Source organism: Phenylobacterium sp., from assembly GCF_030681155.1.
GTDB lineage: Bacteria > Pseudomonadota > Alphaproteobacteria > Caulobacterales > Caulobacteraceae > Phenylobacterium.
The window spans coordinates 72,985-85,581 of sequence record NZ_JAUXXE010000056.1 but is presented as its reverse complement, the minus strand read 5'-3'; the positions used below and the strand labels follow the sequence as shown (position 1 = coordinate 85,581).

The window sequence follows — 12,597 nt, the reverse complement described above, 5'->3', positions numbered from 1 at the left end:
AGATTTGCGCCATGCTTTCCCTTATCCGCCCAGCCGTCGTATCGATGGCCTTCTTCACCCTTCTGCTTGGGATCGCCTATCCAATGCTGATCACCGGCGTGGCCCAGGGCGCCTTTCCGAACCAGGCGAACGGCAGTCTCGCCGTTGTCGACGGCAAGGTGGTGGGCTCCGAACTGATCGGCCAGAACTTCGCCAAGCCTCAGTATCTCCACCCGCGTCCCTCCGCCGCCGGCGCAAATGGCTATGACGCCTCGGCCTCGTCCGGCTCCAACCTCGGCCCTCTGAACGAAGATCTCGCCAAGCGGATCAAGGACAGCGCCGTCGCGATCCGGGCCGAGGACGGTCAGGGCGTCATCCCCGCCGATGCGGTCACCACCTCAGGCTCAGGTCTCGACCCGCATATTTCTCCGGAGTATGCGGCCCTGCAGGCCGATCGTGTCGCAAAGGCCCGGGGCGTCGATCCACGCCTCGTACGCGAGTTGTTCGCAGCCCATGTCGAGGGCCGGGTCTTCGGTGTTCTCGGCCAGCCGCGCGTGAACGTGCTGGAGACCAATCTGGACCTCGACGCACGCTATCCCGTGCTTCAACCTCCCGCAGCATGAGCCCGGACGAACCCCGCCGCCCCGATCCGGACGCCTTGCTGGCGGCGACCGCCAGGCCAGGCCGGGGGCGTCTGAAGGTCTTCCTCGGCATGTCGCCGGGGGTGGGCAAGACCTTCGAAATGCTACGCGCCGCTCGCCGCCGAAAGGCGGAGGGCGGCGACGTCGTTGTCGGCGTGGTCGAAACCCACGGCCGCCGCGAGACGCAGTCGCTGCTGCGTGGGCTGGAGGTCATGGCCCGCCGCCCGATCGACTACCGCGAGCGGACCTTGCTGGAGTTCGACCTTGATGGGGCCCTGGAACGCAAACCGGCCCTGCTGCTCGTCGATGAATACGCCCACTCCAACGTCCCAGGATCACGCCACCCCAAGCGCTGGCAGGACGTCGAGGAGATCCTGGCCGCGGGTATCGACGTCTGGACAACGCTGAACGTCCAGCACCTGGAGAGCCTGCGGGAGGTGGTCTGGAAGATCACCGGCGTACGCCAGCGCGAGACTGTTCCAGACTCGGCGCTCTCGCGAGCCGACGAGATCGAGCTCATCGACATCACCCCGTCCGAACTCCGCGAGCGGATGGCCGAGGGCAAGGTCTATATCGGCGACACCGCCCGCCTCGCCGCCGAGCGGTTCTTCAAGCCCGAAAACCTGACGGCGCTGCGTGAACTCGCCTTGCGGCGGGCGGCCCAGACCGTGGACGACCAACTGCTGGGAGCGATGAAGCGCGCCGGCGTCGAGGGCCCCTGGGCGGCTGGAGAACGCATCCTCGTCCTTCTCGGCCCCGACGCCTCAGCCGGAGCCCTGGTCCGGACCGGTCGGCGGCTGTCGGACATGATGATGGACGCGCCATGGTTCGTGGCTCACGTCGAACGTCCCAACGCCCCACCCGCGCCGGCGGTTGGACAAGCCCGCCTGAACGAGGCGCTCAAGTTGGCTGAACAACTGGGCGGCGTTCCGGTGATGCTGACTGGCGACGACCTCGTGGCCAGCGTCCTCGACTATGCGCGGCGTAACAATGTCACCCAGATCGTCGTCGGCAAATCTGGGCGTCCGCGTCGCAACCCCTTCCGCCGCTCGCTGATCCACGCCCTGTTGGAAGAGGCCGAGGGCGCGGCCCTGCACGTCGTCACCGAGGGTGCAGAACCCGACGCACCGGCCCCGCCTCGTGCGCGCGCGCCATTGAGTTCCTGGCCCTGGGCGGGGCACGCCGGCGCGGTCGCGCTGGTGAGCGTCGCCGCACTGGTCGCCAGCGCGACCTTCCAGGTCGCCGAGACCGCCAACCTCGCGATGATCTTCATGCTGAGCGTACTGGTCAGCGGGCTGGCGTTCGGACTCTGGCCCGCCCTGACCGCGGCGACGCTCTGCGCTTTCGCCTACAATTTCTTCTTCCTCGAGCCGCGCTTGACGGTGCGCATCGGGCATCCAGCCGACGTGCTGACCTTTGCAGTCTTCTTTGCCGTGGCGCTCACCACGGGTTGGCTGACCGGCCGCATCCGTGACCAGGCGCGGGCGGTCTCTCGACGCGCGTCGGCCATCTCGTCCTTGCTCGCCGCCAGCCGCCGGCTGTCGTCCGCGGCCAAACAGGACACCGCCGCCCAAGCGCTGGCCGAGCAACTAGCCGCCGCAAGCAATGGAGCCGCGATCGTGTTGACGCCCGAACGCGGCGATCTGGCGCTGACAGCGGCCTCCCCGCCCTTGGACATCCTGCCGCCCGGCGACATGGCCGCCGCCCGCTGGGCCTGGGAAAAGGGCGAACCGGCAGGCGCCGGCACCGGCACCCTACCCAACTCCGCCTGGACCTTCCGACCGTTGCAGGGGGTCAAGGCGCGAGCCGGGGTGGCCGGCGTCGAGTTGAAAGCGATAGCCGCCGAAGATAACGAGCGCTTTGTCAGCGCCCTGCTCGACCAGGGCGCGGTGGCTCTGGAACGCGCCGAATTCGCGGCCCAGGCCGCCGACGCCGAGGCCCTGCGCCGCACCGACCGCCTGCGCGGCGCCCTGCTCAACTCCGTCAGCCATGACTTGCGCACCCCCCTGTCCACGGTGCTCGGCTCGGTCACCACCCTGCTCGACTACGGCAAATCCCTGGACAGCCGGGTGCAGCGGGATCTGCTGCTCTCCATTCAGGAAGAGGCCGAACGACTGAACCGCTATGTCGGCGATTTGCTGGACATGACCCGTCTGGAGGGCGGCGCGCTGGTCACCCGCCGGGACTGGGTCGACATCCGCGACGTGCTGCGCGCGGCCGTGGACAGGGTGAAACGGCGGCTGGACAAGCGCACCGTCGCGCGCGACTTCCCTGCGGAGCTGTCGATGGTCAAGGCCGATCCTTCGCTGCTGGAGCAGGCCCTCGTGAACATCCTGGAGAACGCCATCGCCTACAGCCCCGACGGCTCGGCCATCGAAGTCGCGGCCTACGAAGACCGGGGCAATGTCGTGATCTCCATTGAAGACGAAGGCCGCGGGATACCCACGCCGGAGCTCGAGCGCGTGTTCGAGAAGTTCCGCCGGATGGAAGAAGCCACCGACCGGGGCAAAGGCGCTGGCCTCGGGCTGGCGATCTCCAAGGGCTTTGTCGAGGCTATGGGTGGTCGCATCGCCGCCGCCAGCCCGATCCACGATGGGCGCGGAACGCGCATCCTGATCAGCCTGCCCAAAGAGACCTCCATGCCGGGGCACATGCTGTGAGCGCCAACCGTCCCCGCGTTCTCGTCATCGACGACGAGCCGCAGATCCACCGGTTCCTGCAGCCGGCGCTAGAAGCGGCCGGCTACGAGCCGGTCCGTGCCGATACGGCCGCCGAGGGGCTGAAGGAAATCGCTCGCAAGGCTCCGGACGCCGTAGTGCTGGACCTCGGCCTGCCGGATTTTGACGGCAAGGAGGCGCTGACCAGGGCCCGCGCCTTCTACGACGGACCGATCATCGTGCTCTCGGCTCGCGACAAGGAGACCGAGAAGATCGACACCCTGGATCTTGGCGCCGACGACTATGTTGAGAAGCCTTTCGGCGTGGGGGAATTGCTGGCTCGGCTGCGGGTGGCGCTGCGCCATCGCCTGCGCCAGAAGGGCGCCGATCCAATCGTCACCGCCGGCGAACTCACCATCGACCTCATCAAGCGGCTGGTCACTCGAGCCGGCGTCGCCATCCGTCTGTCGCCCAAGGAATACGACTTGCTGGCTCAGTTGGTGGAGGGTGGCGGCAAGGTCTGCACGCACAGGCAGCTGCTCACCGCAGTCTGGGGACCTGCCCATGTCGAGGATGTCCAATACCTGCGTGTCATCGTCGCCCAACTGAGGCAGAAGATCGAACCTGACCCCGCCGCACCGGCCTTGATCGTAACTGAGCCGGGCGTCGGCTATCGGTGGCTGGGCTAGATTCTCCATCGGCCAGATGGCCGCATTCTGAACACCCTTCGCGGTTTGGTTTCCGCCTATGTCGATATCGCCCACCCGCCAGCTTTTCGTGGCGTCAGTCGCCGCCGCGTTCTGCCTTGGCGGCAGTGCTCAGGCCCAGAACTCCCCCGCGGCGCAGCGGGTTCTGGATCGCGCGCGCGCAGCGTCCGGCGCCTCTGGCTGGAACCTCCTGCGCGGGCTGCATGAAGTCGGCGTCAAAGGGGGCGAACCCTATGAGCGTTGGACCGATCCCTTGCGCTACGGCGATCGTACAGAGACCATGACGGCGGCCGGGAAACACGTCCAAGGGTACAACGGCGCGGCGGAATGGCGGATCCTGGCCAACGGCGTCATCACCGGCTCTGTCGATCCGGCGGTGGTCGGACGGGTCCGCTCCGACGCGTTTTTTGGAGCCTACGGCTACTTTTACCCCAGCCGGTTCGACCTGCGCAGCGTTCATCTGGGCGTCCGGCAAAGCCAGGGTCGTTCCTTTGATGTCCTGAAAATCCAGCCCGCGGGCGGCAAGCCGCGCGACCTTTGGTTCGATCGGAGCACCGGGCTGTTGGGCTTGGTGATCGACGACGCCGGCGGCGCATCGGTGACCGTCGAGCTATCCGACTATCGCCGCATCGGGCCGGTGCTTGTCCCGTTCAAGGCGAAGTCCTACGGCGGCGATTTGACCATCCCCCAAGAGCGCATTGTAGAGCGCGTCGATTTCATTCCCGCAGACCGCAGCAAGTTCAGTCTGGCGCCGCCGCCGAAGCCGTAACGCCCCCCGTGTGGCCGCAGAGATCTCGGAGGTGGAACGAGCAACCTCCCGGGTCTACGATTCCCCTATGGCAGATTCCGACAACTCGACCCGCATCCTCGTGCCGGCTGGCGCGCTCGGCTCAGGCGTCCGCGCCGACGAATTGGAATCCGGCCTGGCTGTGGCCCCGCACGCTATCGCCCTGGACGCCGGTTCCACCGACAGCGGCCCTGCCTATCTGGCCAGCGGCAAGTCGAAATACAGCCGCCAGGCGGTCAAGCGTGACCTCGGCTTGCTGATGGCGGCCCGTGAAAAGGCCGGCATTCCGTTGTTGGTCGGGTCTTGCGGCACATCCGGGTGCGACATGGCGCTCGACTGGACCTTGGAGATCGTCCTTGAGCTCGCGCTAGAGCACGGTTCGACACCCCGCATAGCCGTGCTCTATTCCGAGCAGGACAAGGCTCTCCTGAAATCAAAGGCCGCCGCCGGAGCGGTTCGCCCCCTCGCTCCGATGGGCGAGCTGAGCGAAGACTCCATCGACGGCTGCACGCATATCGTCGCGTTGCTGGGCCCCGAACCGTATATGGCCGCCGTCGAGCAAGGGGCCGATATCGTCCTCGGTGGCCGCACGACCGATACGGCGGTGCTTGCCGCGGTCGCCTTGCTGCGCGGAGAGCACCCCGGCGCCGCCTGGCACGCAGCCAAGATCGCCGAGTGTGGAGGCCTATGCACGGTCACCCCCACCAGCCCCGGCGTGGTCATGAGCGTCGATCGGGAGGGCTTTGCGATCGCTCCGCTGTCGCGAGCCAATCGCTGCACGCCGCAGACCGTCTCTGCCCATATGCTGTATGAGAACAGCGACCCCTTCCGCCTTGTGGAGCCCGGCGGAGTTCTGGATGTCACCGACGCGCAGTACGTCGCGATTGACGAGCGCAGCGTGCGGGTCACCGGCTCGCGCTGGGCCCCGGCCCCCTACACGATGAAGTTGGAAGGCGCCGGGGGTGGCCCGTTCCAGACCATCATGCTGGTGGGGATCGAAGATCCCGCCGTGCTGGAAGACATCGACGGCTTCCTGGCTCGGATGTCGCACGCCCTGAAGCGCAAGGTCGAGCGGACGCTGGGTGCCCAGGCGGAAGGCGCCGACATCTCGCTGCGCCCCTATGGCTGGAACGCCGTCTCCGGCCGAACCCCGCCGGAGGGCTCCACGCCTCCCCGTGAGATCGGCCTCCTGTTTGTCGCCACCGCCGCCACTCAAGCGCTCGCCACCGAGATCGCGAAGATCTGCAACCCCATGTTCTTCCACTTCCCCGTCCGCGAGGGAAAGGAACTGCCGAGCTACGCCTTCCCATTCTCCCCTGCGGAAATTGAGCGTGGGCAGGTTTTCGAGTTCCACCTCAACCACGTTGTCGAAGTGGCGACGCCGTTCGAGTTGATGCGGACGCGCTGGGTGAACGTACGCAGCAAAGAGGGAGTTTCGGCCGATGCCTAAGTTGAACGACGTCTGCCGCTACGTCCGCTCCAAGAACGCCGGGCCGTTCTGGGTAACGATCGACCTCTTTTTCGACGGGCAGGACGCCTACCAGAGATACAGCGACGATCCGGCCATTTCAGCGGCCGCCATCGGACGCCTCTACGGGGTCGAGACCCAGGCCGTGCGGCGCTTCAAGGTCGACACGCTGAACGTGGTCAAGATCTCGATCCCCCGCAGCCAACCGCAGGGCGGAGTGCTGGAGCGCGACATGCACAGCGGCCAACAGTTCGTTCCCATGCTCGACATCGTGCTGGCCTGACCCTCCGCCCTTCCAGCCTCCAACCTGACGCAAAAAGAAGCGGCCTGGGGTGTGAACCCCAGGCCGCTTTGTCGTTCTAGTCGATGGCTAGTTCGGGTTAGGCGAACTGGTTCATCGTGTTGTGCGCGCCGCCGGCCTTCAGGGCCGCTTCGCCGGCGAAGTATTCCTTGTGATCGTCACCCATGTCCGAGCCCGACATGTTCTGGTGCTTCACGCAGGCGATGCCTTCGCGGATTTCCTTACGTTGGACGCCCTTCACGTAGCCGAGCATGCCTTGCGAACCGAAGTATTCCTTCGCCAGGTTGTCGGTCGACAGCGCGGCCGTGTGGTAGGTCGGCAGCGTGATCAGGTGGTGGAAGATGCCAGCGCGCTTGGCGCCGTCAGCTTGGAAGGTGCGGATGCGTTCGTCGGCTTCGTCGGCCAGATCGGTGCCGTCGTAGTCAACGCTCATCAGCTTGTCGCGGTCATAGGCCGAGACATCCTTGCCCGCCGCCTTGTAGGCGTCGAACACCTGCTGGCGGAAGTTCAGGGTCCAGTTGAAGGACGGCGAGTTGTTGTAGACCAGCTTGGCGTTGGGGATCACTTCGCGAACGCGATCCATCATGCCGGCGATCTGCTCGACGTGGGGCTTCTCGGTTTCGATCCACAGCAGGTCGGCGCCGTTTTGCAGCGAGGTGATGCTGTCGAGGACGCAGCGGTCTTCGCCGGTGCCTTCACGGAACTGGAAGAGGTTCGACGGCAGACGCTTCGGACGCAGCAGCTTGCCATTGCGGTTGATGATCACGTCGCCGTTGCTCAGGTCGGCGGGCGAGATTTCTTCGCAGTCGAGGAAGCTGTTGTATTGGTCGCCGAGGTCGCCCGGGGTGTGGCTGACAGCGATCTGCTTAGTCAGGCCAGCGCCCAGCGAGTCGGTGCGGGTGACGATGATGCCGTTCTCAACGCCCAGCTCGAGGAAGGCGTAGCGGCAGGCGCGCACCTTGGCGAGGAAGTCGTCGTGCGGAACGGTGACCTTACCGTCCTGGTGGCCGCACTGCTTTTCGTCGGACACTTGGTTTTCGATCTGCAGGGCGCAGGCGCCGGCTTCGATCATCTTCTTGGCCAGCAGGTAGGTCGCTTCGGCGTTGCCGAAACCGGCGTCGATGTCGGCGATGACCGGAACGACGTGGGTCTGATAGTTGTCGACCGCTTCGAGCAGCTTGGCTTCCTTGGCCTTGTCGCCGGCTTCGCGGGCGGCGTCGATCTCGCGGAACATGCCGCCCAGTTCACGGGCGTCAGCCTGACGCAGGAAGGTGTACAGTTCTTCGATCAGAGCCGGCACGGAGGTCTTCTCGTGCATCGACTGGTCCGGCAGCGGGCCGAATTCCGAACGCAGAGCGGCCACCATCCAACCCGACAGGTAGAGGTAGCGACGGTCGGTGGTGCCGAAGTGCTTCTTGATCGAGATCAGCTTTTGTTGGCCGATGAAGCCGTGCCAGCAGCCCAGCGACTGGGTGTACTTGGACGAGTCCGCGTCGTAGGCGTCCATGTCCTTGCGCATGATGTCGGCGGTGTAGCGGGCGATTTCCAGACCGGTCTTGAAACGGTTCTGGAGACGCATACGAGCCACGGACTCGGCGTCGATGCCGCTCCAAGGGCCCTTCTTGCTCTCAATGAGCTGGCTCATCTGAATGATGTGGTCTTGATACGACATGTGCCTCTTCCGCGATCAGCCGGGGGAAACTGAGGACCCGGTACTTGGCTGGCGACGTACAGCGCCATCCTCGGCCTGTGGAGTCCGCGCGAGGTGCAGATGTCAAACTTTACAGACGTCCCTTGTAGTGATGTAAGGACTCTACACACAGCGGAGTCTAGAAATGCTGCCGGAACGCCGCCTTTATGTCGGGCCGAGCCTCAGGCGCCTTCGTCGCGATCATGGCCTGACCCAGGCCGATATGGCCGCCGACCTTGATGTCTCCGCCTCCTATATCGCCCTGCTGGAACGCAATCACCGACCACTCAGCGCCGAGATGCTGCTCCGCCTGTCCCAGACCTACAAGATGGACATGGCCGCCCTCGCCGGCGACGGCGGCTCGGACGACGCGGCCCGCCTCCAGGGGGTGCTGAAGGACCCGATGTTCACCGACATCGACCTGCCGGCGCTGGAAACCGCCGACGTCACGACGAACTTCCCGGGGATCACCGAGGCTTTGCTGCGCCTCTACACGGCCTACCAGGAAGAGCAGCTGGCGCTGGCCGACCGCGGGGCTGAGGCGCTGGCCACCGGCGGGCGCGGCTCGGACGCGCCGGATCCCGTCGCCGAGTCGCGGCGGTTCCTCGCGGCTCGCCGCAACAGCTTTCCAACCCTGGACGACGCCGCCGAACGGCTGGCCCAGGCCGTCAGCAACCATGACAACATCGTCGGCTACCTGAAGGCCCGGCACAATCTGCGGGTCCGCCGCCTCCCCTCCAGCGTCATGGTCGGTTCCATCCGCAGGCTTGACCGGCACCGCAAGGAAATCCTCCTCGACGATGGGCTGGACACCGCCAGCCAGCTCTTCCAGCTCGCGCTCCAACTGGCCTATCTGGAAATGCGCGACGACATCGACGCGGTCGCCAACGAAGGCGCCTTCGTCACGGAAAGCGGCGAGCGACTGACCCGCCGGGCCCTGGCTAGCTACGCCGCCGCGGCGCTGCTGATGCCCTACACCGCATTCGCCAAGGCGGCCGAAGCGCGGCGCTACGACGTCGAGGCCCTGGGACGTCAGTTCAGCGCCAGCTTCGAGCAGACCGCCCACCGACTGACGACGCTGCAGAAACCCGGCCAGGAACGGGTGCCGTTCTTCTTCATCCGGGTGGATCCGGCAGGAAACGTGTCCAAGCGGCTGGACGGCGCCGGATTCCCCTTCGCCCGCCATGGCGGCGGCTGCCCGCTCTGGTCGGTGCATCAGGCGTTCAAGACCCCGCGCGAGATCGTCACCCAGTGGCTGGAGCTGCCGGACGGCCAACGGTTCTTCTCTATCGCCCGCACAGTGACGGCCGGCGGCGGGGCCTACGGCGCGCCAAAGGTGGAGCGCGCCATCGCCCTTGGCTGCGCGGCAGAGCACGCCCACCGCCTGATCTACACCCAGGATCGACCAGGGTTCGGACCCGACACCGCCACCCCCATCGGGGTCACCTGCCGCCTCTGCCACCGGACCGAATGCACGGCCAGATCAGCGCCGCCCATAGGCCGCCAAATCCTCTCAGACGACATCCGCCGCACGAGCGCGCCCTTCGGCTTTTCGGACAGCTGACCCCCTCCCGGACCTGAAGGCCGAAACTCGCCTAACACCGATTAGGGGCTTCAAAGCGACGCGCTTCCGTGCAGTAAAGCGCCCTGCAAGATTGGTTCGTCGCCGATGCGGCGGACTGTAGGACGCATTTATTGAGAGCCCAGTACGCAAATGGACATCAGCAACGCCCTCTCGGTCGACGACATCCTGCACGCCTTTGTCGAAGGCGAGCTGCTGCCCGAAACCGGCGTAGCGCCCGCGGCATTCTGGGCCGCGCTTGAGCAGATCCTGGCCGACTTCACGCCGCGCAACAAAGAGCTGCTGGCGCACCGTGACGCCTTGCAGGTCAAGATTGACGCGTGGTGGCGCGATCGCCGCGGGCGTCCGTTGGACGTCGCTGAGGAGACCGCTTTCCTTCGCGAGATCGGTTATCTGCTGCCCGAACCCGAAGCCTTCCAGATTACGACCGACAACGTTGATCCGGAGATCGCAAAGATCGCCGGCCCTCAACTCGTCGTGCCAGTTTCGAACGGGCGGTTTGCTTTGAACGCCGCCAACGCTCGTTGGGGCAGCCTCTATGACGCGCTCTACGGCACCGATGCCTTGGCTCCGGTGATCGCCGCCAAGGGCTATGACACCGAACGCGGCGGCAAGGTTATCGCATTTGCTCGCGCCTTTCTGGATCGCGCCGCCCCGCTTTCCGGCGGCTCGCACGTGGACGCCACGTCCTATGTCGTGACGAACGGCGCGCTTGTCGTTCGCCTGAGCAATGGCCAGGACGCGACGCTGGCGGCGCCGGCTCAATTCGTCGGCTGGCGCGGTAGCGCCGAAGCCCCGGACGGCGTCCTGCTGCGCCACAACGGCCTGCATCTTGAGATCCAGATCGACCGTCAGCATTCGATCGGTAAGGACGACGCCGCCGGCGTCTCCGACGTACTGGTCGAGGCCGCGCTCACCGCCATCCAGGACTGCGAAGACTCGGTCGCGACCGTCGACGCCGAGGACAAGGCCGGCGTCTATCGCAACTGGCTGGGCCTGATGCGCGGCGACCTGTCGGCCAGCTTCGCCAAGGGAGGCCGCACCGAAACCCGTCGCCTTGACGAGGATCGCCGCTACACCGCCGCGGGCGGCGGCGACCTGGTCCTGCGGGGTCGCAGCCTGATGCTGGTGCGCAATGTCGGCCACCACATGCTCACTGACGCCGTGCGCTACAATGGCGAGCCGGTGTTCGAGACTGTCGTCGATGCGCTGATCACCGTGACCGCCGCGCTGCACGACCTGAAGGGCGCCCGGCGCAACAGCCCTGCCGGCTCCATCTACGTGGTGAAGCCGAAAATGCACGGTCCCGACGAGGTCGCGCTCGCGGTCCGACTCTTCGACCTAGTCGAGGACGCTCTGGGCCTTGAGCGCAACACGGTCAAGCTGGGCGTGATGGACGAAGAGCGCCGCACGAGCGCCAATCTGGCGGCCTGTATCCATGCGGCGCGCAACCGCATCGTGTTCATCAATACCGGCTTCCTCGACCGCACCGGCGACGAAATCCATACGGCGATGGAAGCTGGCCCCATCGTCCGCAAGGACGCCATCAAGGCCGAGCCCTGGCTGCCGGCCTATGAGAAGCGCAACGTCGAAATCGGGCTCGCCGCTGGCTTCCCCGGCCGCGCCCAGATCGGCAAGGGCATGTGGGCCGCCCCCGACATGATGCAGGCGATGATGACCGCCAAGATCGGCCACCCCAAGGCCGGCGCCAACACCGCCTGGGTCCCCTCGCCCACCGCCGCCGTTCTCCACGCGCTGCACTACCACGAGGTCGATGTGCCAGCGCTTCAGGCGTCCATGGGTGCGGGCGGCGTCACCGGCCTCAACGACCTACTCACGCCGCCGCTCGCGCATTCGAACTGGAACGCCGCCGACATCCAGGAAGAGCTCGATAACAACGCCCAGGGCATCCTCGGCTACGTGGTCCGCTGGATCGACCAGGGCGTCGGCTGCTCCAAGGTTCCGGACATCCACGATGTTGGTCTGATGGAAGACCGCGCGACCCTGCGGATCTCCAGCCAGCACATCGCCAACTGGCTGCACCACGGGATCTGCACCGAGGAGCAGGTCCGCGAGACCTTCGGCCGCATGGCCAAGATCGTCGATGGCCAGAATGCGAACGATCCGCTGTATCAGGCCATGGCGGTCAATCCCGCCGCCAGTATCGCCTACCAGGCGGCGCTGGAACTGGTCTTTGAGGGTCGCGTGCAGCCGAACGGCTACACCGAGCACATCCTCCAGCGCCGCCGCCGTGAGCGTAAGGCCGAACTAGCTGCTGGCTAAAGCCAAGCGGGGCGCGCGATCAACGCGCGCCCCATCTTGTCGAGCAGTAGATGAAAAATGCCTCGGGGTGACGAGCAGCGCCCGAGCTAGCTTCGGCTGTGGCGGTAGCCCTAGAGCGAACGCGCGAGCCTCAGGCTTTCAGCGTTCTCGACCAGCGCCCGACGCGCATTGATCTCCAACGACTGCGCATCCAAGGCGTCGTCAGCCAGTCCCTCGCCGTCGGCGAGATCGATCTCTTCGAAAGGCGACGCTACTTCGAACATCTGGTTCGGCATCGAAACACCTCCATGGCAGGGATCTGAAACTGTTAGGTAAAGCTTAACGCAGAACGGGGCTCCAGGAAGGAACAAAGAGGCGCCCGGGGCCTCGGATCACGCCATGTTGAGCGAGCTCGGCTCCAAGGCGAACAGATCTCGATCGACGCGCCTGAGGCGTCCATCAGTCACCAAGATGCAAGCCGAGGCGTCATTTTGGTCAAGAAATGTATTGGCTGACGGTCCGA

Annotated in this window: 10 protein-coding genes; 8 read left to right on the top strand and 2 right to left on the bottom strand. The window is 65.9% G+C overall.

Annotated features, from left to right (window positions below; translation table 11 throughout):
• The first annotated feature begins 11 nt into the window (after window positions 1-11).
• The 6 genes from kdpC (at window position 12) to Q8M13_RS14550 (ending at window position 6,522) form a co-directional block, all read left to right on the top strand.
• Entirely contained in the window at window positions 12-602 is a 591-nt protein-coding gene (gene kdpC / locus Q8M13_RS14575) for a potassium-transporting ATPase subunit KdpC (RefSeq protein ID WP_305300709.1), read from the top strand.
• Window positions 599-3,280 carry a sensor histidine kinase KdpD gene (locus Q8M13_RS14570; protein ID WP_305300708.1) on the top strand — a complete coding sequence of 894 codons (2,682 nt, stop codon included), beginning with the start codon at window positions 599-601 and terminating at the stop codon, window positions 3,278-3,280. The genes kdpC and Q8M13_RS14570 overlap by 4 nt, the downstream gene beginning before the upstream one ends.
• Window positions 3,277-3,966 carry a response regulator gene (locus Q8M13_RS14565; protein WP_305300707.1) on the top strand — a complete coding sequence of 230 codons (690 nt, stop codon included), beginning with the start codon at window positions 3,277-3,279 and terminating at the stop codon, window positions 3,964-3,966. The genes Q8M13_RS14570 and Q8M13_RS14565 overlap by 4 nt, the downstream gene beginning before the upstream one ends.
• A gap of 58 nt (window positions 3,967-4,024) precedes the next feature.
• Window positions 4,025-4,753 carry a hypothetical protein gene (locus tag Q8M13_RS14560; RefSeq protein ID WP_305300705.1) on the top strand — a complete coding sequence of 243 codons (729 nt, stop codon included), beginning with the start codon at window positions 4,025-4,027 and terminating at the stop codon, window positions 4,751-4,753.
• A 67-nt stretch (window positions 4,754-4,820) separates the two neighbouring features.
• Window positions 4,821-6,221 (top strand): acyclic terpene utilization AtuA family protein, encoded by a 1,401-nt coding sequence (locus tag Q8M13_RS14555; protein WP_305300704.1) that lies wholly within the window; start codon window positions 4,821-4,823, stop codon window positions 6,219-6,221.
• Window positions 6,214-6,522, top strand: a complete 309-nt coding sequence (locus Q8M13_RS14550) for a DUF4387 domain-containing protein (RefSeq protein ID WP_305300703.1) — start codon at window positions 6,214-6,216, stop codon at window positions 6,520-6,522. Before Q8M13_RS14555 ends, Q8M13_RS14550 begins: the two co-directional genes overlap by 8 nt.
• Before the next feature lie 97 nt (window positions 6,523-6,619).
• On the opposite strand, the gene Q8M13_RS14545 is transcribed toward Q8M13_RS14550, so the two are convergent.
• The gene (locus tag Q8M13_RS14545) at window positions 6,620-8,212 is read right to left on the bottom strand and encodes an isocitrate lyase (protein WP_305300702.1); all 1,593 of its coding nucleotides are present in this window, start codon (window positions 8,210-8,212) and stop codon (window positions 6,620-6,622) included.
• 163 nt (window positions 8,213-8,375) lie between these two features.
• Between Q8M13_RS14545 and Q8M13_RS14540 the strand changes: the two genes are divergently transcribed.
• A complete protein-coding gene (locus Q8M13_RS14540; protein ID WP_305300701.1) occupies window positions 8,376-9,794 on the top strand; it encodes a short-chain fatty acyl-CoA regulator family protein in 1,419 nt (472 codons plus the stop codon).
• A gap of 150 nt (window positions 9,795-9,944) precedes the next feature.
• A complete protein-coding gene (locus tag Q8M13_RS14535) occupies window positions 9,945-12,095 on the top strand; it encodes a malate synthase G (protein ID WP_305300700.1) in 2,151 nt (716 codons plus the stop codon).
• A gap of 110 nt (window positions 12,096-12,205) precedes the next feature.
• Here the strand turns inward: Q8M13_RS14535 and Q8M13_RS14530 are convergent, their stop codons facing one another.
• Entirely contained in the window at window positions 12,206-12,370 is a 165-nt protein-coding gene (locus Q8M13_RS14530) for a hypothetical protein (RefSeq protein ID WP_305300699.1), read from the bottom strand.
• Window positions 12,371-12,597: the final 227 nt, after the last annotated feature.